The organism is Rhizobium indicum, assembly GCF_005862305.2.
Taxonomy (GTDB): Bacteria; Pseudomonadota; Alphaproteobacteria; order Rhizobiales; family Rhizobiaceae; genus Rhizobium; species Rhizobium indicum.
Window position 1 is genome coordinate 1,747,457 of the sequence record NZ_CP054021.1, and the last position, 24,240, is coordinate 1,771,696.

Consider the following 24,240-nt stretch of genomic DNA (forward strand, 5'->3'; position numbering starts at 1 on the left):
GCGTGTCTCATGCAAGGCGGGGCATCCACCACTTCGGCGCGGCGTTTTCCCGTTCGAGATAGGCGTTGAGGATCGCCTCGTCGGTTTCACCGTTGAGAGTATATTCCTTAGCGTGGATACCGCCGCTGATGTAGAGGAGGTCGAGGCCGTAATTCAAGGCGCCGCGCACATCGGTCGGCATGCCATCGCCGATCGCCAGCACACGCTCGACCGGGAAATCGCCGCTAAGCTCGCGGGCAGCCGCTAGCGTCGCCTCGTAGATCGGCCGGTGCGGCTTGCCGGCGATGCGGGTGCTGCCGCCGAGCTGCTCGTAATAGGCGGCCATGGCGCCGGCGCAGGGGATGATGCGATGGCCACGCTCGACGATGAGGTCGGGATTGGCGCAGATCATCGGCACGTCGCGGGCTTTGAAATCGAGAAGCATGTCGGTGTAATCCTCCGGCTTCTCGGTCTCGTCGTCGAAAAAGCCGGTGCAGACGAGCGATAGCGCTTCGCCGGCCGGCCGGCGCTCGACGCCAATGCCTTCGAGAAGCGCCTTGTCGCGCTCGGGACCGAGCAGAAAGACGGTCTTCGGCCCTTCTGCGATCAAACCGCGCGTGACGTCGCCAGAGGTGACGATCCTGTCATAGGCGCTGTCGGGAACGCCGATCTGGCGCAACTGCTCGACCACTTGCCAGGAAAGGCGCGGCGAATTGGTGATGAGGACAACGGCGAGGCCACTGTCGCGTGCTGCTTCAAGGGCTGCGGCCGCCTTCGGGAACGGATCGACGCCATTGTGAACGACGCCCCAAACATCGCAGAGCACCACATCATAGTGACCTGATATCTCCGAGAAGTTTTCTATCCGCTTGGCCATTCCGATTTTCCGATTTGCTTCAGTCACCGGTGACATTGCAAAGGCGCAAGGCGATGGCAAGCCATTTTCTTCTCCGCCGGGCCAATGCGAAGAGCTCGAACGGCGGTCCGGCAGAGCGGAAGGGCAAAGGGTTTTGACGATTATCGCCAAGCGGCAGATCGCCGAGCGCGGACGAGTTCGGCAAAGTTCGGCTGCGCCCAGGTTTCGGCCGCAATCTCGCACTATTCTCGGGTCTCTTCACAATTCCGGCACAAAAATTCGTGATTGCTCTCATTGACTCCTCTCGGAGCCATCCCTAAATGCTCGTCGCTAGCACTCACCGCAAGGGAGTGCTAACATCTATCCATGTGGGCCACTCCGGTCCGCGAATGTCATTCGATCGAGGGATTAGACAATGGCAAGCACCAACTTCCGCCCCCTTCACGACCGCGTCGTTGTTCGCCGCGTTGAGTCCGAAGCCAAGACCAAGGGCGGCATCATCATTCCCGATACCGCCAAGGAAAAGCCGCAGGAAGGCGAAATCGTCGCCGTCGGCTCCGGCGCGCGCGATGAGTCCGGCAAGGTCGTCGCACTCGACGTCAAGGCTGGCGACCGCATCCTGTTCGGCAAGTGGTCCGGCACCGAAGTCAAGATTGACGGCGAAGACCTTCTGATCATGAAGGAAGCCGACATCATGGGCATCATCGGCTGATCGGCCGACCTGCTTTCCCGAAATGGCTGACGGGCCTTTTGCCCGAACAACTCGAATTCAGGAGTTAAGAATATGGCATCTAAAGAAATCAAGTTTGGCCGCACCGCGCGCGAAAAGATGCTGCGCGGCGTCGACATTCTCGCCGATGCAGTGAAGGTCACGCTCGGCCCGAAGGGCCGTAACGTCATCATCGACAAGTCCTTCGGCGCTCCGCGCATCACCAAGGACGGCGTTTCCGTCGCCAAGGAAATCGAACTCGAAGACAAGTTCGAAAACATGGGCGCCCAGATGGTCCGCGAAGTTGCTTCGAAGACCAACGACATCGCCGGCGACGGCACCACGACGGCTACCGTTCTTGCCCAGGCGATCGTTCGCGAAGGCAACAAGGCCGTTGCAGCCGGTATGAACCCGATGGACCTGAAGCGCGGCATCGATCTTGCTGTCGCCGACGTCGTGAAGGATCTCCAGGCCAAGGCCAAGAAGATCTCGACTTCGGAAGAAGTTGCACAGGTCGGCACGATTTCGGCCAATGGCGACAAGCAGGTCGGTCTCGACATTGCTGAAGCCATGCAGAAAGTCGGCAACGAAGGCGTCATCACGGTTGAAGAAGCCAAGACCGCCGAAACCGAACTCGAAGTCGTCGAAGGCATGCAGTTCGACCGCGGCTACCTCAGCCCCTACTTCGTGACCAACCCGGAAAAGATGATCGCCGACCTCGAAGACGTCTTCATTCTCCTTCACGAGAAGAAGCTCTCGAACCTGCAGTCGATGCTCCCGGTTCTCGAAGCTGTCGTCCAGACCGGCAAGCCGCTCCTCATCGTCGCTGAAGACGTCGAAGGCGAAGCTCTTGCTACGCTCGTCGTCAACAAGCTGCGCGGCGGCCTGAAGATTGCTGCCGTCAAGGCTCCTGGCTTCGGCGATCGCCGCAAGGCCATGCTCGAAGACATCGCCATCCTGACCGGCGGCACTGTCATCTCCGAAGACCTCGGCATCAAGCTCGAATCCGTCACGCTCGACATGCTCGGCCGTGCCAAGAAGGTTTCGATCTCCAAGGAAAACACGACGATCGTCGACGGTTCGGGCGCCAAGACCGACATCGAAGGCCGTGTTGCCCAGATCAAGGCGCAGATCGAAGAAACCACTTCGGACTACGACCGCGAGAAGCTGCAGGAACGTCTTGCCAAGCTCGCTGGCGGCGTTGCCGTCATCCGCGTCGGCGGCTCGACGGAAGTCGAAGTGAAGGAAAAGAAGGACCGCATCGACGACGCGCTCAACGCGACCCGCGCTGCTGTTCAGGAAGGCATCGTCCCCGGCGGCGGTATCGCTCTGCTCCGCTCCTCCACGAAGATCACCGTCAAGGGTGCAAACGACGACCAGGAAGCCGGCATCAACATCGTTCGCCGCGCCCTGCAGTCGCTCGTTCGTCAGATCGCTGAAAACGCAGGCGACGAAGCCTCGATCGTTGTCGGCAAGGTCCTCGACAAGAACGAAGACAACTACGGCTACAACGCCCAGACGTCCGAATATGGCGACATGATCGCCATGGGTATCGTCGACCCGCTCAAGGTCGTTCGCACGGCGCTGCAGAACGCTGCTTCTGTCGCATCGCTGCTGATCACCACCGAAGCCATGATTGCCGAACTGCCGAAGAAAGAATCGGCAGGCGGTGGCATGCCGGGCGGAATGGGCGGAATGGGCGGAATGGACATGATGTGATAGGCGAAAGCCATCACTGACTACCATTCCGGCATCCGGAACAGGAAGGGCGGCCCTCGGGTCGCCCTTTTCTTTTGACCAAAGCGATTCGACGTGCGGCACAGTGATTTGCATAGCCGACGAAAGCCCGCCCGGCTCCCTCTTACAGGCCCTGGGCACGAAGCTTGCGCCAGGCTTGCGCTGCCTGCGTCTTTCTCAGCCCACCGACATGCGAGAGATCATTGAGTTGCGGCACGATTTCCGGCCTGACGCAGAGTGAAAACGTTTGCAACGCTCTCAAAGATGATCCTCCTGTGCCAATTCTGGCGAAATAGGCCGAAGATGCAGGCATCCTAAGAAATGAGGCCGATCCGAATACCCCTTAAAAAGCCGTTGCCGTTTGTCCAAAAGCTCTTATAAATCCGCGCTGCAATTAAAGCGCGCCCGGCGATACTTTTTCGCCAATAGACGAGGCCGGAGCGCGGAAGGCGATACGTGAACGTTCGGCTCGAGGGGCTCCGGTTACGGAGGCCAGGTGGCCGTGGCAATAATCGCCGGATGAAGCGCGGGCATCATGCCCGCTGCTACGTGATCCTGTTTCTTTGTGTTTGCCGAGCGTGCGGTGGGAGCCGCATCCGAACGGGGGAACGCCTTGTTTAAGATCGCCAGAGCCAATGCAGCCGTACCTTTGACACCCGGCTCGTTTGATGACGCCAATCAAAATCACGAGATGTTGGCGCAGTTTTCCGTTTCCGAAGCCTGGACTGGAGATTTTTCGAGCGGCATGCTCCGTCTCGGCGAGTGGAGCGCGATGCTGCACGGCCTCGCCGCACAGGAATGCGGATTGCTGAGCCTGATCCGCTGCTATGATACCAAGGACCGCAGCCACATATTGGAGCTGTTCGAGCAGGCGGCGACGCTCTGCTCCTCCTTCTGTTTTTCGACGACGATCATCATGCCGAACGGCTTTCGCCAGCCGCTGTTCTGCATGGGCGAGTCCAACGGTCTGGAAGAAAAATTCAGCGGCAGCATGGTCGGCGTCTTCGTCTTTCCGCGCTTCAAGCTGGAAGGCGCAAAGCAGATCACAAGCCGGCGATAGGCCGGAAATCAAGATAAAAGGCCGCCTCGAGGGCGGCCTTCGTGCTTTCCGGCGATCCGTTCGCTACTCCGGCTTGACCGGTATGTTGAGGCCCCTGGCACTTGCCGGACGGGCGATGCAGCGCTCCAGCCAATCCGAGACAGCGGGGAATTTCGCGTATTCGAGCACCTCGCGGCCGCCATAGAAAATATCGGCACCGCGAACCCAGGTGAAGGTGGTGATGTCGGCGATCGTATAGAGATCGCCCATGATCCACTGGCGACCCTTCAGCCGGTCTTCGAGCACGCCGAGCAGGCGCTTGGACTCGTCGCGATAACGCTCCACCGGGTAGGAATTGTTGGCGACCTTGTCGGCAGCGAATTTGTGGAAATGTCCGAACTGGCCGAACATCGGGCCGATGCCCGCCATCTGGAAAAACACCCACTGGATGGTTTCGTAGCGGCCGGCGGCATCAGCAGGGATGAGTTTGCCGGTTTTTTCGGCGAGATAAAGCAGGATGGCGCCTGATTCGAAAAGGCCGATCGGCTTCCCGTCCGGACCGTTCGGATCGATGATCGCCGGAATGCGGCCGTTCGGGTTGAGAGATTCGAACTCCGGCGACTTCTGCTCGTTGGCGGCGAAGGAAATATAATGCGGCTCATAGGCGAGCCCGAGCTCTTCGAGGGCGACCGAGACCTTCACCCCATTCGGCGTCTGCAGGGAATAGAGCTGGATCATATCGGGATTTTTCGCCGGCCAGCGCGTCGTGATCGGAAATGCGGAAAGATCTGCCATCGGATTCTCCATGTTGGGCGCCGACCATAAAAGACCGGGCTTGGCAAAGGCAAGCGGGGGGCAGCTAATGCATGTCGCCCAAAAGTGTGCGGCGGTTTTGGGCCAACGACATGCATGACCACAAAAGATCTAAGCGCGTCGCATGAATCCGGTCGAACGCGGCGCGCTTTGGAGATCGTTCCATATTAGTGAACGAAGTGTCCCCTTTCGTTTATCTTTCCACAACGCAAGAAAAGAGCGACATAGAAGCATCCGAGGTCGAACCGGTGCTGGGGCACCAAGATCTCCAAAGTCCTTGAAACGGAGACAACGTCCATGTCGAACAACGTCATCATCCTGATTGCCCGTATTCTTCTTTCCTTCATGTTCATCCTTTCCGGCTTCATGAAGCTCACCGATCCTGCCGGTACTGCGGGCATGATCGCCGGTGCCGGCCTGCCGGCAGCAACCCTGCTGGCCTATGTCGCAGGCCTTTTCGAACTGCTGGCCGGCCTTGCGGTTCTCACAGGCTTCCAGGTCCGCATTGCCGGCTGGCTGCTCGCCGCCTTCTGTGTCTTCACGGGCATTGCCTTCCACCTGCCCTACGCGAGTGGCACGGAACTCGTGAACATTCTCAACCAGATCATGGTCATGAAGAATATCACGCTGGCCGGCGCGTACATACTGCTCGCCACCGTCGGTGCCGGTGCCTATTCGATCGACGCACGCCGCGGCGCCTACGCAGCCGCCTGATACCAGCAGACATCCTCCCATAAATGCGAAAACCCGCCGTCACCCGACGGCGGGTTTTCTTGTGCCTTGATGACGGGGATCAGAGGGCGGCGCGCACCGCGTCGATGATCACCTGGACCGCCGGTTCGTCCGCATGGCTCTCCTTGCGGGCGCGCACGAGGCAGGCCTGCGAATGCAGGATGACGCCGTCCTGGAGCACCTTCAGGTGGTTGGCACGCAGCGTCGAGCCGGTGGAGGTGATATCGACGATGATATCGGCCGAGCCGGAGGCGGGAGCACCCTCGGTGGCGCCCAGGCTTTCGACGATGCGATAAAGCTGGATGCCGTGCTGGCTCGAAAAGAACTGCTGGGTCAGCCGCCAGTATTTGGTGGCGATGGCAAGGCGCCGGCCGTGGCGGGCGCGGAAATCGGCGGCGACATCGACGAGATCGGCCATGGTGTCGACATCGAGCCAGATCTCCGGCACAGCGACGACGACATCGGCATGGCCGAATCCGAGGCGGGCGCAGAATTCGACGCGCTTGTCGACCTCGGCAAAACCTTCCCGCATCAGATCCTCGCCGGTGACGCCGAAATCGACGGTGCCGTTGCCGATTTCGCGGGAGATTTCGGAAGCCGAGAGGAAAGCGATTTCCACATCGTCCCAGCCTTCGACGCGGCCGCGATAGGAGCGGTCGTTACCAACAGCCGAGATCGTCATGCCGGCACGTTCGAAGATCGCCGAAGCGTCCTCCTTCATCCGGCCCTTGGAGGGAAGCGCGATGGTGATGGTCATGCGGCTGCCCTTTCGGTTTCGATGCGGTCGAGCCAGAAGGAGAAGCCGACGGCCGGAATGCGGTCCGTCGCACCGAGGAAGGTCAGGAGCCGGTCGAAGCGGCCGCCGCCGGCTAGAACCGCGGTCGAACCTTCGACCGTCACCTCGAAGACGAGGCCGGTGTAGTAGTCGAGCGGCCGTCCGAAGGCGGCACGATAGTCGAGGCAGGAAAGATCGACGCCGGCATTGGAAAGTGCTGCGACACGGCCATTGAAACGGGAAAGCGCATTGCCGAGTTTCAGGCCGGCAGCATCGGCGAAACCGGAAAGGGCCGCGGACGCATTGACCAGCGGCACGTCGAGCGACAGGAACTCTTCCAAAACATGGAAGGCCGCATCGTCGAGGCGCGTTTCGGACAGGATGAGCTTTTCCTTGAGCCTTCGGGCGATCTCCAGCGCCGAACGGCCGGCATTCGTCGAATAGCCGGTCTTCTGCATCTCGCGCTCGAGATGGGCGACCAGCGCCTGCTCGTCGCCTGACGCGACCAGCCTGGCGATATCGTCGTCCAGACCGGTGACGAATTGCGGGCTGACGAGGCTGGCAAGCAGTGCTTCCAGCTGCGTCATATTGCCGAAGGCGTGGATCAGGCGCTTCTGCCAGCCGAGCGGCAGGCCGAGCGCCTGGACGACAGCCTCGAACACCGCCTGGTCGCCCAATGTCACCGACAGACGGCGGCCTGGCAGCAGGCGGGCGAGAATGCCGGTGGCATCGCCGATGGCGCGGGCATCGGCGTTTGACAGGTCGATATCGCCGAGATCCTCGATGCCGGCCTGATAGAATTCGTTGGCGCCGTCGCGACGCTGGCGGAAAACCTCGCCGAGATAGGCGTATCGCTTCGGCGTGCCGGTCGCTGTCTCGATGTGGCGCAGACAGACGGGGATGGTGAATTCGGGACGCAGGCAAAGGCTGGCGCCGGTTTCGCTCTCCGTCATGAAGATGCGGCGGCGCAGATCTTCGCCGGCGATATCCAGGAAAGGTTCGGCCGGCTGAATGACAGGCGTATCGATGCGCTCGGCGTTGCGCTCGACGAATTCGGCGATGAGGTCGTTGGAGAATTCGGGGAGGTTGATCAGGGGCATGCCGGGCTCCGAATAATAGGCGACGGGCGTGCCGGAAAATACCCCCCTCTGCCCTGCCGGGCATCTCCCCCACAAGGGGGGAGATCAGCTGGGCGCCCCAGATTCCCCAAATATTGAGCGTGCGCCAAGTGGCTTCGGCTCCCTAAGGTGTTTGATTGGGGCAAGAGGCCACTCCTATCCGATCTCCCCCCTTGTGGGGGAGATGCCCGGCAGGGCAGAGGGGGGTATGCCTCAGACATCACCGCCCGCCCTCTTCCGATCCTCGGCCTGTGCAGCAAGGATTTCCTTCACCTTGGCGACGAGGTCGGCTTCCGGCGCCGTCTCCTGCGCGACGCGCGCTTCGCGCCAGCTGGCATTGTCCTCGATCTCGCCAGAGAGCCGCTTGCCTTCGATCAGATCCTTGATCTGCACCACACCTTCGGCGCGCTCGTCGCCGCCCTGGATGATGGCGACGGGGCAGCCGCGGCGATCGGCATATTTCAGCTGGTTGCCGAACTTCTTCCAATTGCCCTGGAACATCTCGGCGCGGATGCCGGCGGCGCGCAGTTCCTGCGTCATCTTCTGATAGCGGCCCATCGCCTCGACATCGCCGTCCATGACGGTCACCAGCACCGGCTCGATGACCTCACTCGTGCCGAGCTTGCCGAGGTTCTTCAGCGCCGTCATCAGCCTGGAGACGCCGATCGAAAAGCCTGTCGCCGGAACCGGCTGGCCCATGAAGCGGGAGACGAGGCCATCATAACGACCGCCGCCTCCGACCGAACCGAAGACGACTTTTTCGCCCTTTTCATTGGTGACGTCAAAGGTGAGTTCGGCCTCATAGACCGGGCCTGTATAATATTCGAGGCCACGGACAACCGAGGGATCGATCTTGATGCGGTCAGGGCCATAGCCGGCGCTGGTAACCAACGCACCGATGAAATTCAGCTCCTCGACGCCTTCGCCACCCCTGGCGGTTCCCGCAACCAGCTCGGCGAGACGGACAGCGCTTTCGGCATAGTCCGTGATGCCGACAAAGAACAGCACCTTGTCGATCTGCTCCTTGTCGAGACCGGCGCCCTTGGTGAAGTCGCCGGATTCATCCTTGCGGCCGGGACCGAGCAGCAGGGCCACGCCCTCCGGGCCAAACTTGTCGAGCTTGTCGATGGCGCGCAGCACGTTCAGCCGCTGGCCGGCCTTGTCGTCGCCGCCGAGACCGATAGCTTCGAGCACGCCATCCAGAACCTTGCGGTTATTGACGCGGATGAGGTAATCGCCGCGCTTGATGCCGAGGGCTTCCAGCGTATCGGCCATCATCATGCACATTTCCGCATCGGCCTGAACACCAGGCGCACCGACTGTATCGGCATCGAACTGCATGAACTGACGGAAGCGGCCGGGGCCTGGCTTCTCGTTGCGGAAGACGTAGCCGGCGCGATAGGTGCGATAAGGCAGCTGGATCTCGTTGAAATTCTCGGCGACATGACGGGCGAGCGGCGCCGTCAGGTCGTAGCGCAGCGACATCCATTGCTCGTCATCGTCCTGCAGCGAGAAGACGCCCTCGTTCGGCCGGTCGCTGTCGGGCAGGAACTTGCCAAGCGCATCGGTATATTCGAACAGCGGCGTTTCGAGCGGATCGAAACCATAATGCTCATAGACTTCCCGGATCTTTGCCGTCATCTCGTTGACGGCGCGGATGTCGGCGGCCGTGCGGTCGACGAAGCCGCGTGGCAGGCGGGCCTTGAGCTTTTGCGGTTTCTTCTGCTTGTCGTTCATTTCCGGGGATTCCACTGACTGTGACAGTGGCGGTTTCCTAGCGGATTGGGCGGGGAGCGGCAAGGGCGAAGGCCCTTGATCTCAAGCCCGGAATCGATTGAACGAAGAGGCGTCCATCAGAAATGCGGATATGTTCATGATCACCGAGGCGCTTCTCTATGCCGCGACCCTGCCGCTGACCGGCAAGCCGCATCGAAAGTTCATCCGCTATTCCGTCAATCTCTGGTCGCGGGCCGGGCGCTGCGCCGGGGATTGGGCCGAACATGAGGAGATGAGCCGGAAGGCGATCCTGGCGGCAGCGGCGGGTCTCAGGCAGAAGCGGACCGCGGTCGTCCTCGGCTCCGGCCTGTTACGCGATGTGCCGATCGAAGCGCTGGCGAGAGATTTCGACACCGTGGTGCTGGTCGATCTCGTTCATCTCGCCTCGGTGCGCCTGTGGCTGTCAGCCAAAGGCTACCGCAATGTCCGGCTGATAGAGCGCGATCTCTCCGGCTATGATGAGCTCGCCGCCGGCCGCGAACCCGAACCGCTCGGCTTCCTGCGCGGCGTGCCCTATCTCGATCTGGTGGTATCCGCCAACCTCTTGTCGCAGATCGGCCGCGGCGTGAAACGGCGCCATGAGGCCGAGGCCGGGCGAATGCCTGAAGACGCGATGGAAAGGCTGATCGCGGCGCACCTGACCGGACTTTCGGTCCTTCCCTGCCGCAGCTGCCTGGTGACCGACATCGCCTATGCCGTCATCGACCGCAATGGCAGGACGCATGAAGAGGCCGACCTGCTGCACGGCGTTTTGCCGCCAACGGCAAAAGCGGCCTGGACATGGCCGGTCGCCCCGCTCGGCGAAGAGAGCAAGGATTATAGGATCGAGCACAAGGTCATCGCTGCATGGTGACCAGGATGTGACCGCCGATCGGCTTGGCTTGTATCCAGCCTTCGCCTATAAAACAGCATGCGCATGCTTGCCCTCATCACGATGTTTCTCGGCTGGCTGGTCTACAGCGCCATGTCCGCATGGGCCGGCTGTCCGACCTGTGCGTCGATGGATGCGCCGGTCGTCGTCGAAAACGGTATGCACCATGAGATGGCTGGCATGGATAGGCATGGGGCGGCTGATACGGCCGATCCGTTGAAAGACCCGTGCGCCACCGGCAACTCCGCGCATATGCCGCTATGCGCCGCCTGTCTTCTGCTGCCAGCGACGGTGACGGTCATGGATGGCGGAAAGTCCATTTTCGGCTATCCCGCCCCGGCGCCTGCCCGCGCCCTGGACGACGACAAGCCGACACCGCAGCCGCCCCCTCCCCGACTGTCCTGACACGACGACCATCCATGCCAATCAGGTGGTTTGGCCGCCTGGAGACCTATGTCAGACAGAGGAAGGAACTCTCATGTCTTTGAAAATCATCATCCTCACCGCAATGCTCGCCATCATTGCCGCTCCCGTCCTTGCCGAAGACAAGCCGATGGACATGAGCAAGCCGATGGGCAACCACGATGCGGCAGGCCACGCCTTCAGCGAGGCGAATGCCAAGATGCACAAGGATATGATGATCGAATATAGCGGCGACGCCGATGCGGATTTCGTCCGCGGCATGATCCCGCATCATCAGGGTGCGATCGATATGGCCAGGATCGAGCTGCAATACGGAAAAGATCCCGATATCCGCAAACTCGCCGAATCCGTCATCAAGGCGCAGGAAGCCGAGATCGCCGAGATGAACGCCTGGCTCAAGGCCCACGGCAAGTAATCGATCGTTGGTGAAAAGGGGAACGCCGGAAATGTCCGGCGTTCCTCAAGACTTATGTTGGCGATCTCAGTCCTTCGGCTCGAAATCGGCCGGGCGGCGGCCGGCGCCCTGTCGCGCCAGCATCCAGCCCGGATATTCGGGCGCAAGCGCGCTTACCTCATCGAGCCTCTTCATATCGCCTTCATCGAGCTTCAGCTTGACGGCGGCAAGGTTCTGGTCGAGCTGGTCGACACGCTTGGCGCCGATGATGACTGTGGTGACGAAAGGCTTGGCGAGGATATAGGCGAGCGCCACGGTGGCGACGCTGACGCCGTGCTTTTCGGCGACCTCGCGCATGACGGCGACGCAGGCCCAGGCCTTGTTCGTGTCGACCGGCGGGAAATCAAAACTGGCGCGGCGGCCTTCGCCGTTGCCGGGCGCGCCGGGACCGTACTTGCCGGAGAGCAGACCGCCGGCGAGCGGCGACCAGACCATCAGGCCAAGCTTTTCCTCCTGCATCATCGGCACGATGTCGCGTTCGAGATCGCGGCCGGCGATGGAATAATAGGCCTGCACAGTTTCGAAACGGGCAAAGCCGCGACGTTCGGAGAGGCCGAGTGCCTTGGAAATGCGCCAGGCCTGCCAGTTGGAGACGCCGATGTAACGCACGAGACCGCGGGACACGAGATCGTCAAGAGCGCGCAGCGTCTCCTCGATCGGCGTCACCGTGTCGGTCGCGTGGATCTGATAGAGGTCGATATGGTCGGTCTGCAGGCGTTCGAGGCTCGCCTCGACCGAATCCATGATGTGGCCGCGCGAGGCGCCGCGGTCGTTCGGCTTGTCGCCCATAACGCCGTAGACCTTGGTGGCGATGACGACGTCCTTGCGCTTGACGTCTAGGTTCTTCAGCGCCTGGCCGAGCAACCTTTCGGACTCGCCGGATGAATAGACATCGGCCGTGTCGATGAAATTGACGCCTGATGCAAGGGACCGCTCGACGATCCGGTCGGCGGCATTCTGGTCGACATCGGCGATGGCGCCCCACATACTGCCCTGTTTGGCTTCGCCGAAGGTCATCGTACCCAGGCAGATTTCCGAGACGAAAAGTCCCGTATTTCCGAGTTGATTGTAACGCATGGTCGAAAAAATCCTTTGTGTCTGCCGCAAGAGGGGCTTGCGAACTGCTGAACTTCATTTTTTGATTATTGGCCTGCATTATGACAGGCACAGCCGTGGCTGGCTGCAAGTGAGGCGATTTCCATGTAGTGCGGCGGCGGCGCTTTTCAACGCCGCGCATGCCGCGCCAGAACGCCCTTGTCTCGACACAGGCAGCCGATAGATTGCCGGCCACATTTTAAGAGGTACGCATATGACGACGCGACCACTGACCACGATCGGCTTCGATGCCGACGATACACTCTGGCAAAACGAACAATATTACCGGCTGACGGAGGCGCATTTCACCGGGCTTCTCGCCGATTTCGCCGAAGGACCGAAGATTTCCGAACGGCTGCTGGAAGCCGAGAAACGCAACCTTCGCCATTACGGCTTCGGCATCAAGGGTTTCACGCTGTCGATGATCGAGACGGCGATCGAGATCACCGAGGGCAAGATTCCGGCCGGTGTGATCGCCAAGATCCTCGATACCGGCCGCGAACTGCTATCCCATCCCGTCGAGACCATGCCGCATGTGCGCGACACGCTGGAGGCGCTTGCCGGCAAATACCTGCTTGTCATGATCACCAAGGGCGATCTCTTCGATCAGGAGCGAAAGCTTGCCCAATCCGGGCTCGGCGACTTCTTCGATGCCGTCGAGATCGTCTCCGACAAGACGGCGGTCACCTATCGCCGCATCTTCGCCAAGGTCGGCGACGGGCCGGAGCGAGCGATGATGGTCGGCAATTCGCTGAAATCGGACATCGTGCCGGCGATCGCCGCCGGCAGCTACGGCGTCTTCGTGCCACACGAACTGACCTGGGTGCTGGAACATGTGGACGAGCCGAAAGAGGCGCCGCGTTTCCGCAAGATCGACCACCTCGGCGAATTGCGCGACCTGATCGACCGGCTCGGCTAGAGCGGTTCAGCTTTTAACGGAAACGTAGGACCGCTCTAGCCTTTTGTTTTTGCGCAATTCCGGACGGAACACCGCTTCGCACTTTTCCTGGAATTGCTCTAAGCCGGGCGCTACCTCTGCCTCATTGCGGCTTCGGCGGGGCCTTCGGGAACAGCGACGGGCGCTCCGGCTCGGCCGGCGGTTTCGGCTGCTGCGGAGCAGCCGCCAGCGGCTCGATCAGGATGCGGAAGGGAGCGCCGAGGCCGCGGCGCGGCGAGACCTTGGAATAATAGGGACGCAGCAGCCAGGTGGCGTTTTCCTTGATCGTCGTCTCGAAGCTCATGCCGTCCTCGTCTGTGCCGAAGAAAGCCTCGTCATCGGGTTTCGACAGGTCGAAAATCGCCAGGAAGGCAAATTTGCTTTTCGTCGAAAAGCTGATCTTCAGGTGCTGGCCGGCGCGCACCGGCAGCGTATAGACATGGCCATTGCCGAACTTCGTCCAGCCCTTCAATTGCATGGTGACGGCCGGGAATTGCAGCTTCTCCAGCTTTTCGCCGGGATCGAGCTGCGGCGTCTGCGCCATGGCGGAGACGGTCAGGAAAAACAGGGCAGCGGCGGCGATCAATGTTTTCACGGAGTGATCTTTCATGGGCGAACCAGGGCGGCGCGCATCGCCTCGACCTCGGGCCGGCAGAAGCAGCCTTCCAGATGATCGTTGACGAGACCCATCGCCTGCATGAAAGCATAAACTGTGGTCGGGCCGACAAAGGTCCAGCCGCGTTTCTTCAGATCCTTCGAAATGACCACCGATGTCGGCGTCGTCGGATTGGCGATGATATGCTCGCGGTCGACCACCGCCGGCCGCTCGTTATGGCCGGGCTCGTAGCGCCAGAAATAATGGGCGAGCGAGCCGAATTCGTCCTTGAGCTCGATTGCGCGCTTGGCATTGTTGATGGTCGAGACGATCTTGCCGCGATGGCGGATGATGCCGGCATCGGTGAGGCAGCGAGCGACATCCCCTTCGCCGAAGAGGGCGACCTTGTCGAAATCGAAACCCGAAAAGGCGGCGCGGAAATTCTCGCGCTTGCGCAGGATCGTCAGCCAGGAAAGACCGGACTGGAAGCCTTCGAGGCAGATTTTCTCGAAGAGGCGGATATCATCGGTGACAGGGCGGCCCCATTCCGCGTCATGGTATCGGAGATAATCGGGCAGATTGGCGTGCCAGTGGCAGCGGCTCCTGCCGTCCTCGCCGATGATGATACCTGTCGCGCTCATGATCCTTCATTCTGCGGGGATCCGCTTCGTTCTCTGCTCATGATTCCGGCTTTACCATTTGCAAACCGTCTTTCCAAACCGAACGGTAACCCTGACGAAAAGTTTATCCGGTCGGTCGGCTTTTCATGAATCGATCTTTACCATTCGCTGGCGGATCGGGTGGCAGCGTCATTCCCGGGCGGAACATCTCCGCCAGCGCATTTTCGGTCATTTGTAGAGAGTTCGTCCGATGATGAAACAGCTTGTTCTTGCCGCAGCCCTCTTCGGCATCTTCTCCACGGCCGCCCTTGCAGACGACCGCTATGCCACCCGCCCGCCCGTCGTGCTCAGCCCCGATCTGACCGCGCCCTGGATCAATCAGCTGGGCGGTGGCAGGGTTCGTCCTGTCGTCTATCAGCGGCCGGTCATCCGCCAGCAGCAGCGCGGCCTTTTCCAGCGCCGCGTACTGCGCCAGGCGCCGCAGGCGGCACCGCAGACCGTTTCGGCGATCAATCCCGGCATTCCGTCGATCCGCCGTCCGATCGAGCCGCAATACCTGCCGCAGATGGTCGATTACGACACCGCGGAAAAGCCCGGCACGATCGTTATCGATACCAACAACCGGTTCCTCTATCTGGTGATGCAAGGCGGCAAGGCGCGGCGCTACGGCGTCGGCGTCGGCAAGCCGGGGTTCGAATGGGCAGGCGCCCACAAGATCACCCGCAAGACCGAATGGCCGGATTGGACACCGCCTTCCGAGATGATCAACCGCGAAGCCGCCAAGGGCCATTACCTGCCGGCGCGCATGGATGGCGGGGCGGAAAACCCGCTCGGCGCCCGCGCCATGTATCTCGGCTCGACACTTTACCGCATCCACGGCACCAACGCCCCCTGGTCGATCGGCAGCGCCGTTTCCTCCGGCTGCATCCGCCTGCGCAACGAAGACGTCGTCGACCTCTACGACCGCGTCAATGTGGGGACCCGCGTCATCGTCATGTAACGGCGGCGCAATACTTACAGTGCCGCGCGTCCTTTCTGACGCGCAAAGAGCGCTGTAATCCTTTAAATTGCTGCATAATTTCTCCTTAAGTCGATTCCGATTTGAGGATAAATTATGCAGTGGAAGCCGCAAGAACATCCGGCTCCCCTTCTCCAAAAATGCTTTATCCGGCCACACCGATCTTGAATCGGGCAGAAGTTCATGTAGCTTCGAGCGGATTTGCTTGAGGGGAATCGATCATGATCAAACTAATGCCGGGTCTGGCTGCTGCCGGACTTGTCCTATCCTTGATGTCCACATCCGCCTTTGCTGCACCCGCCGGCTCCGCGTCCGACAATGCACGGCGCCCGGCGCAGATCGTGCGCGTCGCGCAGATGCCGAAATATGTGAAGCCGCAGTTCAAGCGCAAGAAAGTGCGCCTGGTAACGACGGAAGCCACCGGCACCGTCATCATCGATACCAACAACAAATATCTCTACCTCGTCGAAGGCAACAATCGCGCCACCCGCTACGGCATCGGCGTCGGTCGCGACGGCTTCGGCTGGTCGGGGGTCGTCAAGATCGGCCGCAAGGCCGAATGGCCGAGCTGGACGCCGCCGGCCGAGATGCGCCGCCGCGAAGCCGCCAAAGGACATATTATTCCTGCTTTCCAGGAAGGCGGCGAGGACAATCCGCTCGGCGCCCGCGCCATGTATCTCTACCAGGGCGGCCGCGACACGATCTTCCGCATCCACGGCACCAATCAGCCCTGGACGATCGGCCTCAACATGTCTTCCGGCTGCATCCGGATGATGAACCAGGATGTGACCCATCTCTACGATCGCGCGCCTGTCGGCACCAAGGTGATCGTCATCGGCCCCGGCAACAGGCAGGGCAAGGTGGCGTTCGAGGACAGGGGCATCGACGTGCTGCGCACCATGTTTGGCGGCTGAGCAACACTTACCAAAAAAACGAAAGGCGCAGTTTGACGCGCCTTTTGTTTTGCTTAGACTTTGCGGCGAAAAGCTGGCACACGTGCCTAAGAGTCGACATATTTATTTCGGGGCTATTCAATGACATCTGCGCTGCGTTCCTCAGCTTCCCTGCTTGCGGGCATCGCGTTTTTTACCATCTGTTCAGCAGTTTCCGCCTCGGCGGAAGACCTGCAATTCTCCATCTACGGCGGCTACCAGACCGCACCGCACAGCGGCGTCGATCTTTCCGACGGAACGAGTTTCACCGCCGGCTGGGAAGGCAAGTCCTTCGGCAGCCCGCCTTATTACGGTGCCCGCGTCACCTGGTGGCTCGAGAACTTCAACAAGCCGAACTGGGGTATCTCGCTCGATTATACCCATGACAAGGTCTATGCGGACGACGATACGCTCGCCAAGGCCGGCTGGTCGCATTTCGAATTCACCGACGGCCTGAACCTGATCACGGTGAACGGTCTCTATCGCTTCCAGGATCCGACCCGCCGCTGGACGCCCTATCTCGGCGCCGGTATCGGCGTGAACATTCCGCATGTCGAAGTGATTCGCCCTGAGGGCAAGACCTGGGCCTATGAATTCGGCGGCGTGACGCTGCAGGCCCAGGCCGGCGTCGACTTCAAGGTGACCGAACGCTGGTCGACCTTCGTCGAATACAAGGGAACCTATTCGCGCATCGATGTTCCGATCGACAGCGGCGTGGACCTGAAGACCAACATCTTCACGAATGCCGTCAACGTCGGCGTATCGTTCCACTGGTAACAAATTTCAGCTGCGGTGCTATTTGGTGCCGCAGCTGACCTTGCCCTCGACGGCATAGGGTTTTTCACCGCCTTCGATCGTCAGGGAATAGCTGCCGCTGAAATTTGCCGACGGCTTGCCGCGCTCGCCGGCGACAACCACCAGATCCAGCGTTGCGCCGCCGGTGTCATCTTCGCCGCCGTCGAAGACTTCCATCAGCAGTTCGCCGTTGCGCGACCAATGGTTGGTCAGGTGCTGCGATTCGAAAACACGCTTTCCGAACACGGCTTCTTGTGCCGGATCCTTGACGATCAGCGCGCCGCGGAAATGGTTGAGCTTGTGGCCGGCAGCGCTTTCGAATCCGCTTTCCAGCGTGAAGCGCGCTTCCTTGTCATCGGCGGAACAGAAAAAACGACTGTCGGCATGGGCGGTGCCTGCCGCACCGAGCAGTCCCGCAAATACGATCATTCCACGCCACATCGCCCAACCTCCCGAGACAGCGTCCTTTGCGGCTCTCGAAAAGATGCGCGGCGCTGCAATAGGTCTCAGCCTAACGGCAAACCTGTTAATTTTTCCGGCACAGCGCCGCCATAGGCCCAATCGAGAAGCTCGACCGTATGCAGGATCGGCATGCCGGTGCCGGTGGCGATCTGGGTGATGCAGCCGATATTGCCGGTGGCGATGATATCGGCCTTGGTGGCCTCGATGTTCTTGACCTTGCGCGCCTTCAGCGCAGCCGAGATCTCCGGCTGCATGATGTTGTAGGTGCCGGCGGAGCCGCAACAGAGATGGCCTTCCGCCGGATCGCGTACCGTAAAGCCCGCCGCTTTCAGCAATTGCTTCGGCCCCAGCGTGATGCGTTGGCCGTGCTGCATGGAACAGGCGGAATGATAGGCGACGGTGATGCCCTTCGGCGTGTGCGCCGGCAGGTCGAGGGTTGCGAGATATTCGGTGATGTCCTTGGCGAGCGCCGAGACCCTGGCCGCCTTTGCGGCATAGACGGGATCGAGGCGCAGCATGTGGCCGTAGTCCTTGATCGTCGTGCCGCAGCCCGAAGCGGTGATGATGATCGCCTCGAGGCCCTGCCCGTCGATCTCGCGCGTCCAGATATCGACATTGGCACGCGCACTTTCGAGCGCCTGTTCGGCGCGACCCATGTGATGGACCAGCGAGCCGCAGCAGACCTCGCCCTCCGGCATCACGACCTCGACGCCGAAGCGCGTCAGCAGGCGGATCGCCGCCGCGTTGATGCCGGGATCGAGCACCGGCTGAGCACAGCCGGAAAGGATCGCCACCCGGCCGCGCCGTTTGGTCTCGGGGCGATAGGTGCCTGGCTTTGCGAAGTCCGAAGCGGTCGGGATCCGCCGCGGCGCAAGCGCCAGCATGGCGGCAAAGGGTTTCAGCGCGCCCCCCCGCATCAGGCCGGCGAAGGGCCTGCCGAGACGGGCGAGTTTGAGCGCCAGACGGAAACGACCGGGATAAGGCAACACGGCGGCAAGAATGGCGCGCGTCAGCCGGTTCATGAACGGGCGTTTATAGGTCTTTTCGATATGGGCGCGGGCGTGATCGACCAGATGCATGTAATCGACGCCGGAGGGACAGGTGGTGACGCAGGCAAGGCAAGAGAGACAACGGTCGATATGGGTGACGACCTCGGCATCGGCGGGCCGGCCGTTTTCCAGCATGTCCTTGATCAGGTAGATGCGGCCGCGCGGACTGTCGAGCTCGTTGCCGAGCGTCACATAGGTGGGACAGGTGGCGGTGCAGAAGCCGCAATGGACACATTTGCGCAGAATCTGCTCGGATTCGGCGACATCAGGGTCGAGGAGCTGGGTGGGTGTGAAGTTGGTTTGCATCTAGCGGAATTCCCAAGGGATATTGGAGGTTCTGCTCGAAATACCCCCCTCTGTCCTGCCGGACATCTCCCCCACAAGGGGGGAGATCGGCAAGAGGTTGGACCATCGCTTCCTATCTGCCGTGTCGGGGTCGCAGTGCCTGAATTGTTTGGGGAAGTCGTAGCCCCCAGCCAATCTCCCGCCTTGTGGGGGAGATGTCCGGCAGGACAGAGGGGGGTATCTCAGACGCAGACCCATCTTGTTTCTCACCCCATCTTGCCCGGATTGAATATACCGGCCGGATCGAATTTTTCCTTCACTCGCCGAGACAACGTCGCCACCGCCTCGGGCTCCGGATGGAAGGCGGGTGTAACCGCCCTCGCCTCGCCGGATGCACGAATCAGCGTCGCGTGGCCGCCGCCGAGCGCCTTGATGTAGCGACGGACCAGTTCCGCTTCGGGGCCGGCCTCCATGCACATCCAGACGAGGCCGCCCTGCCAGTCGTAGAAGGCGTCGACGGCGGCCTCGAGGCGGAGTGCTGCGACCAGCTGATGGCCGGTGCCGGGGGCGACCGAGACGCGCCAGACCGGCCGCGCCGTGCCATCGGTATAGGGCAGCACGTCGCGGATTTCCTGCCAGAGCCTGGAGCTTTCCGGCTGTTCCAGCCGCGTAACTGTGGCGAAGCCCGACATTGCCGCGGCAAGCTTTTCGATGCGCACGTCGACCGAGCCCGGCAGGCCTTCGATGCGCAGAGCGGTCGCCTCACCCTCGGGCAATTTGCCGGCGAGGAATTTCCACGTCACCGTCAAGGGCAGGTGCGCGGCACCCGAGACTTCGACCGGCAGGGCCATCGCCGCGGCCATGGCGTTAGCCGCCTCGGCGTCGTTGAGGCCCGATAGCACCAGCGTCCGCTCCGTCTTCGGGCGCGGCGGCAGACGGAAGGTGACTTCGGTGAGGAAACCCAGCGTGCCATGCGAGCCGGCGACCAGCTTGACGAGATCGAGGCCAGTGACATTCTTCATCACCCGGCCGCCGGCCTTGATGATCTCGCCCTTGCCGTTGACAAAGCGCACGCCGAGCAGACTGTCGCGGGCGGCACCTGCGATCAGCCGGCGCGGGCCGGAGACATTGGCGGCGAAGACGCCGCCGATGGTCGGCTCGCCGGATGTGCCCATCACAGGGCGATGATCCATCGGCTCGAAGGCGAGCATCTGGCCGCTCTCCGAAAGTGCCGCCTCGACCTCGGCAAGCGGCGTGCCCGATCGGACAGTCATGACCATTTCGCCGGGATTATAAGCGACGATGCCGGTGAACCCGGTCGAGCGCAGCCGGTCCTCGGCGGCAACGATATTGCCGAAGCCCGAGCGGGTCTCGCCGCCGCAGATCGCCAGCGGCCGGCCGCTCTCCGCATGGGCGCGGACGATCACTGCTGCCTCTTCCTCGCTCGTCGGCATCAGATCGATCATGCGGCAGGGCGCCCTTCGAGCGGGAAGACCTTCGACGGGTTGAGGAGCCAGCCGGGATCGAAGGCGGCACGCGCCGCCATCTGCTGGGCGAGATCCACCTCGGAATATTGGTGCCGCATCAGGTCGCGCTTCTCGATGCCGACGCCATGTTCGCCGGTGAGGCAGCCGCCGGCATCGACGCAGAGCCTCAGAATATCGTTGCCGGCCGCCTCGGCACGGGCAGCATCCTCGGGATCGTTGGCGTTGAAGAGGATCAGCGGATGCATATTGCCGTCGCCGGCATGGAAGACGTTGGCGACGCGCAGGCCGTAATGATCGACGATCTCGGCGGTCCGCTTCAGCACGTAGGAGAGCTGGCTGAGCGGCACGGTGCCATCCATGCAGATATAGTCGGCGATGCGGCCGGTGGCGCCGAAGGCAGATTTGCGACCCTTCCAGATCAATGCCGCCTCGGTCGCCGACTGGCATTCGCGCACGGTCTTCACAGCGTGCCGGCGGGCGATCTCGACGATGTCCTTCAGCGCGGCGTCCATTTCCGCTTCCGACCCCTCGACCTCGACGATCAGCAGTGCGCCGACATCGAGCGGGTATCCGGCATGGGCGAAGGCCTCGCAGATCTCGATCGCCGGCTTGTCCATGAATTCGATCGCAACCGGGATGATGCCGGCGGCAATGACATCGGCAACGCAGGCGCCCGCCTCCTCCGAACTCTCGAAGCCGAAGAGCACCGGGCGCGCGCCTTCCGGCTTGGCGATCAACCGCACCGTCGCCTCGGTGACGATGCCAAGCTGGCCTTCGTGGCCGCAGACGAGGCCGAGTAGGTCGTAGCCTGCCGCATCCAGCGCCTTGCCGCCAAGCTCGATCACGGTGCCGTCGACCAGCACCATCCTGACGCCGAGCAGATTATTGGTGGTGACGCCGTATTTCAGGCAGTGGGCGCCGCCGGAATTCATGCCGATATTGCCGCCGATGGTACAGGCGAGCTGCGAGCTCGGATCGGGCGCATAGAAAAAGCCGTCCGCGGAGACGGATTCGGAAATATTAAGATTGGTGACGCCGGCCTGGACCACGGCGACGCGGTTCGGCAGATCGATTTCGAGGATGCTGTTCATCTTCGACAGGCCAACCACGACGGCATCCTCCTGCGGAATGGCGCCGCCGGAGAGCGAAGTGCCGGCACCGCGCGGCACGACGGGAATGCCGTAGCGGTTGCAATAGCGCATGACGGCGGAAACCTCAGCCGTGGTGCGCGGCAGGGCGACGGCGAGCGGCAGGCGGCGGTAGGACACGAAGGCGTCGGTCTCGAACGGCACCAGCTCGCGCGCCTCATGCACCAGGCATTCCGGCGGCAGAAGATCGGTCAGATCGGCAACGATCTGGGCTCGGCGCGCCAGCACGTCAGCGCGCGGCTCGAGAAACGAAATGGCGTCGGACATGGCGTTCTCCCTGGCCCTGACGACGGGGAATGACAGCGGGAAGATGATAACGGAAACCGGCCGCGAACCTCCCTGCCGCCGATAGACCGGCTTAGCACTTTCCCGAAAGTGGCGCAAATGCTAAGCACTTATGCCAAAAGAGGAAAAAGTCGCAAAACCTTATGACCAATCTGGGTGATCTCGAAATCTTTGCCAAGGTCGTTTCAACCGGAAGCATGTCGCTCGCCGGGCGGGCGCTCGGCTTTTCGCCGGCCGTCGTCTCCAAACGCATCAAGCGGCTGGAGGACCGGCTCGGTACCCGGCTCCTGCAGCGCACGACGCGGCAGATCTCGCTGACGGAGGCCGGACAGGGCTTCTACGACCGCGTTCTCGGCATTCTCGCCGGGCTCGAAGAGGCGGAATTCTATATTTCCGGCCGCTCGGCGCAGATGCACGGCACGCTGAAGATCTCAGCCCCGACCTCCTTCGGGCGCATGCATATCGCGCCGTATCTGAAGGATTTCATGGAGGCGCATCCGGAGCTTGCGATCAACCTGGTGCTGACCGACGAATTCAGCGACATCGTCGGCGGCGGCTTCGATCTGGCGATCCGCATCGCCGAACTCACCGATTCGAGCCTTGTTGCCCGGCGGCTGGCGCCGGTGCGCCGGCTGCTCTGCGCTTCGCCGGATTACCTTGCTGCGCATGGCGAGCCGAAGCACATCGACGAGCTGAAACACCATCGCTGCCTGCCGGCCCACAATAACGACACCTGGCGGCTGAAGGGGCCGGACGGGGCGCTGAGTCTCAGGCCGGAAGGCTTGCTCATCACCAATTCCAGCGAGGTGATCCGCGAGGCTGTGATCGCCGGCCTCGGGATCGCGCTGCGCTCCACCTGGGATATCGGCGAAGAGCTCAAGGGTGGCCGGCTGGTGCAGGTGCTGCCGGCCTATGAGAGCTCGCACAATGTCGCGCTGTCGGCCGTCTATCCCAGCCGGCAGTTCCTGCCGGCCAAGGTGCGGCTGTTCATCGACTATCTGGCGGAACTTTATGGGCCTGTCCCCTATTGGGAGCGTTGACGCCGCTTCAGCGCGCCAGATCGAGATAGGCGTTCGCCACCATCGCATCGATATCGGCGGGCACAGGCACGAGGCAGGATTGGGGACCGGCTTCGCCCCTGGCGATGCGTTCCAGGCAGCGGGCCTGAAGGGTGAAGCCGAGATCCATCGATTCGACGGTATTGCCGAGCGGCCGCGGGCCGGCGAGGTTGGCCATGTGGCCGCCACCCAGCACATGGAAGGAGCGGCCGTCGCCGAGATGGAAGGTCTCGATGTAATCGGCCTCATAGCGGTCGATGCCGACGATATCGGGATGGCGGCGGAAAGCCTCGACATCGATCTCATGCGGGAAATGACCGCCATTCATCAGGATCGCGCCATCCTTGACGAGCGGCAGGTCGGCCGCCGTGACGATACCGGCAAAACCCGTGACGGTGATGATGATATCTGCCGAGCGGATCGCCGCATCGCGCAGCGGCGTGACGAAGCCGTCGAGATGGGCTTCGAGTGTCGTCACCGGATCGGTATCGACGACGCTGACGGTGGAAAAGGCATTGCGGAAACAGGCGGCCGTGCCCTTGCCGCAAGCGCCGTAGCCAAAGACCGTCACGCGTTTGCCGTTGGTGGAGCGGTTGGTGAAGCGCAGGTAGCTTTCGAACAGGCTCTGGCCGACGGCATGCCTGTTTTCGGCGAACTGCTTGATCGGGCTGTCGTTGATGACGAGGATCGGCATGTTCAGGCGCTCGCGCAGCGGCAGCAGCCGGGTGCGGCCGGAGGTGGTTTCCTCGGTGCCGCCGCGGAGATTGGCGTAGGTTTTTTCCGCCGCGATGGCGAAAAGATCGCCGCCATTGTCGAGCAGCAAATCGGGCTGTTCGGCGATCACTGCTTCGAGGCTCTGATGATGCGCGGCGGGATCGGTCGTCTGCGAGGCAAAAACCGTGATGCCTTGGGAACGCAGGAATTCGACCGTCGAAGGCTGGGTGCTGTTGAGATTGCCGGTGCAGACGAGACGGGCGCCGCCGGCGCGAAGCGTCATCAGCAGCGCTACCGTCTTCGGCTCCAGATGAATGCCGGTGCCGATCGACAGGGCCTCGAAAGGACGCGTCCGCTCGAATTCGGCGGCCGTCGCCTTAAGCAGCCGGCAGCTGTTGCCGATCCAGTCGATGCGGGTTGCGCTCTTTTCCATCATCTCTTTCCTATTTGCGTGTTGGTGCTATTTTTAGCCGAGCAA

At 61.8% G+C, this 24,240-nt stretch carries 26 protein-coding genes; 12 read left to right on the plus strand and 14 right to left on the minus strand.

What is annotated here, in order from left to right; genetic code table 11:
• Positions 1 to 7: 7 nt before the first annotated feature.
• Positions 8 to 856, minus strand: coding sequence for a TIGR01459 family HAD-type hydrolase (locus FFM53_RS08735; protein WP_138328910.1), 849 nt, complete (start codon positions 854 to 856; stop codon positions 8 to 10).
• 394 nt (positions 857 to 1,250) lie between these two features.
• Between FFM53_RS08735 and groES the strand changes: the two genes are divergently transcribed.
• Both groES and groL read left to right on the plus strand, forming a co-directional pair.
• Positions 1,251 to 1,547, plus strand: coding sequence for a co-chaperone GroES (groES, locus tag FFM53_RS08740; protein WP_003545797.1), 297 nt, complete (start codon positions 1,251 to 1,253; stop codon positions 1,545 to 1,547).
• A gap of 72 nt (positions 1,548 to 1,619) precedes the next feature.
• Complete coding sequence (gene groL, locus FFM53_RS08745; protein ID WP_012756206.1) at positions 1,620 to 3,263, plus strand: chaperonin GroEL; 1,644 nt, start codon at positions 1,620 to 1,622, stop codon at positions 3,261 to 3,263.
• 142 nt (positions 3,264 to 3,405) lie between these two features.
• Here groL and FFM53_RS08750 read toward each other — a convergent pair whose 3' ends face one another.
• Complete coding sequence (locus FFM53_RS08750; RefSeq protein ID WP_173883565.1) at positions 3,406 to 3,543, minus strand: hypothetical protein; 138 nt, start codon at positions 3,541 to 3,543, stop codon at positions 3,406 to 3,408.
• A 351-nt stretch (positions 3,544 to 3,894) separates the two neighbouring features.
• Between FFM53_RS08750 and FFM53_RS08755 the strand changes: the two genes are divergently transcribed.
• Complete coding sequence (locus FFM53_RS08755; RefSeq protein ID WP_138390686.1) at positions 3,895 to 4,341, plus strand: hypothetical protein; 447 nt, start codon at positions 3,895 to 3,897, stop codon at positions 4,339 to 4,341.
• 63 nt (positions 4,342 to 4,404) lie between these two features.
• Here the strand turns inward: FFM53_RS08755 and FFM53_RS08760 are convergent, their stop codons facing one another.
• Complete coding sequence (locus tag FFM53_RS08760; RefSeq protein WP_138390687.1) at positions 4,405 to 5,115, minus strand: glutathione S-transferase family protein; 711 nt, start codon at positions 5,113 to 5,115, stop codon at positions 4,405 to 4,407.
• A gap of 315 nt (positions 5,116 to 5,430) precedes the next feature.
• Between FFM53_RS08760 and FFM53_RS08765 the strand changes: the two genes are divergently transcribed.
• Positions 5,431 to 5,847: a DoxX family protein gene (locus tag FFM53_RS08765; protein WP_138328914.1), complete on the plus strand. Its 417-nt coding sequence runs from the start codon at positions 5,431 to 5,433 to the stop codon at positions 5,845 to 5,847.
• Positions 5,848 to 5,926: 79 nt separating this feature from the next.
• Here FFM53_RS08765 and hisG read toward each other — a convergent pair whose 3' ends face one another.
• The 3 genes from hisG to hisS form a co-directional block, all read right to left on the minus strand.
• Positions 5,927 to 6,622, minus strand: a complete 696-nt coding sequence (gene hisG / locus FFM53_RS08770; RefSeq protein WP_138390688.1) for an ATP phosphoribosyltransferase — start codon at positions 6,620 to 6,622, stop codon at positions 5,927 to 5,929.
• Entirely contained in the window at positions 6,619 to 7,740 is a 1,122-nt protein-coding gene (locus tag FFM53_RS08775; RefSeq protein WP_138390689.1) for an ATP phosphoribosyltransferase regulatory subunit, read from the minus strand. The genes hisG and FFM53_RS08775 overlap by 4 nt, the downstream gene beginning before the upstream one ends.
• Before the next feature lie 231 nt (positions 7,741 to 7,971).
• On the minus strand, positions 7,972 to 9,495 hold the full coding sequence (hisS, locus tag FFM53_RS08780; protein WP_138390690.1) for a histidine--tRNA ligase: 1,524 nt from the start codon (positions 9,493 to 9,495) through the stop codon (positions 7,972 to 7,974).
• Between the two features lie 130 nt (positions 9,496 to 9,625).
• On the opposite strand from hisS, the gene FFM53_RS08785 reads away from it, so the two are divergent.
• The 3 genes from FFM53_RS08785 (at position 9,626) to copM (ending at position 11,243) form a co-directional block, all read left to right on the plus strand.
• Positions 9,626 to 10,387 (plus strand): hypothetical protein, encoded by a 762-nt coding sequence (locus FFM53_RS08785; RefSeq protein ID WP_173883566.1) that lies wholly within the window; start codon positions 9,626 to 9,628, stop codon positions 10,385 to 10,387.
• A 57-nt stretch (positions 10,388 to 10,444) separates the two neighbouring features.
• The gene (locus tag FFM53_RS08790; protein ID WP_138390692.1) at positions 10,445 to 10,810 is read left to right on the plus strand and encodes a hypothetical protein; all 366 of its coding nucleotides are present in this window, start codon (positions 10,445 to 10,447) and stop codon (positions 10,808 to 10,810) included.
• Positions 10,811 to 10,883: 73 nt separating this feature from the next.
• Positions 10,884 to 11,243 carry a CopM family metallochaperone gene (gene copM, locus FFM53_RS08795; protein WP_138390693.1) on the plus strand — a complete coding sequence of 120 codons (360 nt, stop codon included), beginning with the start codon at positions 10,884 to 10,886 and terminating at the stop codon, positions 11,241 to 11,243.
• Between the two features lie 66 nt (positions 11,244 to 11,309).
• Here the strand turns inward: copM and FFM53_RS08800 are convergent, their stop codons facing one another.
• Positions 11,310 to 12,359 carry an aldo/keto reductase gene (locus FFM53_RS08800; protein WP_138390694.1) on the minus strand — a complete coding sequence of 350 codons (1,050 nt, stop codon included), beginning with the start codon at positions 12,357 to 12,359 and terminating at the stop codon, positions 11,310 to 11,312.
• A 232-nt stretch (positions 12,360 to 12,591) separates the two neighbouring features.
• On the opposite strand from FFM53_RS08800, the gene FFM53_RS08805 reads away from it, so the two are divergent.
• Positions 12,592 to 13,296, plus strand: a complete 705-nt coding sequence (locus FFM53_RS08805) for an HAD family hydrolase (RefSeq protein WP_012756195.1) — start codon at positions 12,592 to 12,594, stop codon at positions 13,294 to 13,296.
• A gap of 121 nt (positions 13,297 to 13,417) precedes the next feature.
• On the opposite strand, the gene FFM53_RS08810 is transcribed toward FFM53_RS08805, so the two are convergent.
• Both FFM53_RS08810 and FFM53_RS08815 read right to left on the minus strand, forming a co-directional pair.
• Positions 13,418 to 13,924 (minus strand): hypothetical protein, encoded by a 507-nt coding sequence (locus FFM53_RS08810; RefSeq protein WP_138390695.1) that lies wholly within the window; start codon positions 13,922 to 13,924, stop codon positions 13,418 to 13,420.
• The gene (locus FFM53_RS08815; protein WP_138390696.1) at positions 13,921 to 14,550 is read right to left on the minus strand and encodes a DNA-3-methyladenine glycosylase I; all 630 of its coding nucleotides are present in this window, start codon (positions 14,548 to 14,550) and stop codon (positions 13,921 to 13,923) included. Before FFM53_RS08815 ends, FFM53_RS08810 begins: the two co-directional genes overlap by 4 nt.
• Before the next feature lie 229 nt (positions 14,551 to 14,779).
• Here FFM53_RS08815 and FFM53_RS08820 point away from each other — a divergent pair, with 229 nt between their 5' ends.
• The 3 genes from FFM53_RS08820 to FFM53_RS08830 all read left to right on the plus strand — a co-directional run bounded on the left by FFM53_RS08820 (position 14,780) and on the right by FFM53_RS08830 (position 17,256).
• Complete coding sequence (locus tag FFM53_RS08820) at positions 14,780 to 15,529, plus strand: L,D-transpeptidase (RefSeq protein WP_138390697.1); 750 nt, start codon at positions 14,780 to 14,782, stop codon at positions 15,527 to 15,529.
• Positions 15,530 to 15,768: 239 nt separating this feature from the next.
• On the plus strand, positions 15,769 to 16,461 hold the full coding sequence (locus tag FFM53_RS08825) for a L,D-transpeptidase (protein ID WP_064651506.1): 693 nt from the start codon (positions 15,769 to 15,771) through the stop codon (positions 16,459 to 16,461).
• A gap of 120 nt (positions 16,462 to 16,581) precedes the next feature.
• Positions 16,582 to 17,256: an outer membrane protein gene (locus FFM53_RS08830; protein ID WP_138328923.1), complete on the plus strand. Its 675-nt coding sequence runs from the start codon at positions 16,582 to 16,584 to the stop codon at positions 17,254 to 17,256.
• Between the two features lie 18 nt (positions 17,257 to 17,274).
• Here the strand turns inward: FFM53_RS08830 and FFM53_RS08835 are convergent, their stop codons facing one another.
• The 4 genes from FFM53_RS08835 to FFM53_RS08850 all read right to left on the minus strand — a co-directional run bounded on the left by FFM53_RS08835 (position 17,275) and on the right by FFM53_RS08850 (position 21,972).
• On the minus strand, positions 17,275 to 17,715 hold the full coding sequence (locus tag FFM53_RS08835; protein WP_138390698.1) for a hypothetical protein: 441 nt from the start codon (positions 17,713 to 17,715) through the stop codon (positions 17,275 to 17,277).
• A 65-nt stretch (positions 17,716 to 17,780) separates the two neighbouring features.
• A complete protein-coding gene (glcF, locus tag FFM53_RS08840; RefSeq protein ID WP_138390699.1) occupies positions 17,781 to 19,091 on the minus strand; it encodes a glycolate oxidase subunit GlcF in 1,311 nt (436 codons plus the stop codon).
• A gap of 245 nt (positions 19,092 to 19,336) precedes the next feature.
• Positions 19,337 to 20,536 carry a glycolate oxidase subunit GlcE gene (glcE, locus tag FFM53_RS08845; protein ID WP_138390700.1) on the minus strand — a complete coding sequence of 400 codons (1,200 nt, stop codon included), beginning with the start codon at positions 20,534 to 20,536 and terminating at the stop codon, positions 19,337 to 19,339.
• Complete coding sequence (locus FFM53_RS08850) at positions 20,533 to 21,972, minus strand: FAD-linked oxidase C-terminal domain-containing protein (protein ID WP_138390701.1); 1,440 nt, start codon at positions 21,970 to 21,972, stop codon at positions 20,533 to 20,535. Before FFM53_RS08850 ends, glcE begins: the two co-directional genes overlap by 4 nt.
• A gap of 161 nt (positions 21,973 to 22,133) precedes the next feature.
• Here FFM53_RS08850 and FFM53_RS08855 point away from each other — a divergent pair, with 161 nt between their 5' ends.
• Positions 22,134 to 23,030, plus strand: coding sequence for a LysR family transcriptional regulator (locus FFM53_RS08855; RefSeq protein ID WP_138328929.1), 897 nt, complete (start codon positions 22,134 to 22,136; stop codon positions 23,028 to 23,030).
• Positions 23,031 to 23,037: 7 nt separating this feature from the next.
• On the opposite strand, the gene FFM53_RS08860 is transcribed toward FFM53_RS08855, so the two are convergent.
• Positions 23,038 to 24,195 (minus strand): adenosylhomocysteinase, encoded by a 1,158-nt coding sequence (locus FFM53_RS08860; RefSeq protein ID WP_138390702.1) that lies wholly within the window; start codon positions 24,193 to 24,195, stop codon positions 23,038 to 23,040.
• Between the last annotated feature and the right edge of the window lie 45 nt (positions 24,196 to 24,240).

Excerpts from the sequence above, each read along its gene's own strand:
- FFM53_RS08735 (WP_138328910.1), bottom strand. The coding sequence starts at position 856 with ATGGCCAAGCGGATAGAAAACTTCTCGGAGATATCAGGTCACTATGAT.
- groES (WP_003545797.1), top strand. The coding sequence starts at position 1,251 with ATGGCAAGCACCAACTTCCGCCCCCTTCACGACCGCGTCGTTGTTCGC.
- groL (WP_012756206.1), top strand. The coding sequence starts at position 1,620 with ATGGCATCTAAAGAAATCAAGTTTGGCCGCACCGCGCGCGAAAAGATG.
- FFM53_RS08760 (WP_138390687.1), bottom strand. The coding sequence starts at position 5,115 with ATGGCAGATCTTTCCGCATTTCCGATCACGACGCGCTGGCCGGCGAAA.
- FFM53_RS08765 (WP_138328914.1), top strand. The coding sequence starts at position 5,431 with ATGTCGAACAACGTCATCATCCTGATTGCCCGTATTCTTCTTTCCTTC.
- hisG (WP_138390688.1), bottom strand. The coding sequence starts at position 6,622 with ATGACCATCACCATCGCGCTTCCCTCCAAGGGCCGGATGAAGGAGGAC.
- FFM53_RS08775 (WP_138390689.1), bottom strand. The coding sequence starts at position 7,740 with ATGCCCCTGATCAACCTCCCCGAATTCTCCAACGACCTCATCGCCGAA.
- hisS (WP_138390690.1), bottom strand. The coding sequence starts at position 9,495 with ATGAACGACAAGCAGAAGAAACCGCAAAAGCTCAAGGCCCGCCTGCCA.
- FFM53_RS08785 (WP_173883566.1), top strand. The coding sequence starts at position 9,626 with ATGTTCATGATCACCGAGGCGCTTCTCTATGCCGCGACCCTGCCGCTG.
- FFM53_RS08790 (WP_138390692.1), top strand. The coding sequence starts at position 10,445 with ATGCGCATGCTTGCCCTCATCACGATGTTTCTCGGCTGGCTGGTCTAC.
- copM (WP_138390693.1), top strand. The coding sequence starts at position 10,884 with ATGTCTTTGAAAATCATCATCCTCACCGCAATGCTCGCCATCATTGCC.
- FFM53_RS08800 (WP_138390694.1), bottom strand. The coding sequence starts at position 12,359 with ATGCGTTACAATCAACTCGGAAATACGGGACTTTTCGTCTCGGAAATC.
- FFM53_RS08805 (WP_012756195.1), top strand. The coding sequence starts at position 12,592 with ATGACGACGCGACCACTGACCACGATCGGCTTCGATGCCGACGATACA.
- FFM53_RS08810 (WP_138390695.1), bottom strand. The coding sequence starts at position 13,924 with ATGAAAGATCACTCCGTGAAAACATTGATCGCCGCCGCTGCCCTGTTT.
- FFM53_RS08815 (WP_138390696.1), bottom strand. The coding sequence starts at position 14,550 with ATGAGCGCGACAGGTATCATCATCGGCGAGGACGGCAGGAGCCGCTGC.
- FFM53_RS08820 (WP_138390697.1), top strand. The coding sequence starts at position 14,780 with ATGATGAAACAGCTTGTTCTTGCCGCAGCCCTCTTCGGCATCTTCTCC.
- FFM53_RS08825 (WP_064651506.1), top strand. The coding sequence starts at position 15,769 with ATGATCAAACTAATGCCGGGTCTGGCTGCTGCCGGACTTGTCCTATCC.
- FFM53_RS08830 (WP_138328923.1), top strand. The coding sequence starts at position 16,582 with ATGACATCTGCGCTGCGTTCCTCAGCTTCCCTGCTTGCGGGCATCGCG.
- FFM53_RS08835 (WP_138390698.1), bottom strand. The coding sequence starts at position 17,715 with ATGTGGCGTGGAATGATCGTATTTGCGGGACTGCTCGGTGCGGCAGGC.
- glcF (WP_138390699.1), bottom strand. The coding sequence starts at position 19,091 with ATGCAAACCAACTTCACACCCACCCAGCTCCTCGACCCTGATGTCGCC.
- glcE (WP_138390700.1), bottom strand. The coding sequence starts at position 20,536 with ATGATCGATCTGATGCCGACGAGCGAGGAAGAGGCAGCAGTGATCGTC.
- FFM53_RS08850 (WP_138390701.1), bottom strand. The coding sequence starts at position 21,972 with ATGTCCGACGCCATTTCGTTTCTCGAGCCGCGCGCTGACGTGCTGGCG.
- FFM53_RS08855 (WP_138328929.1), top strand. The coding sequence starts at position 22,134 with ATGACCAATCTGGGTGATCTCGAAATCTTTGCCAAGGTCGTTTCAACC.
- FFM53_RS08860 (WP_138390702.1), bottom strand. The coding sequence starts at position 24,195 with ATGGAAAAGAGCGCAACCCGCATCGACTGGATCGGCAACAGCTGCCGG.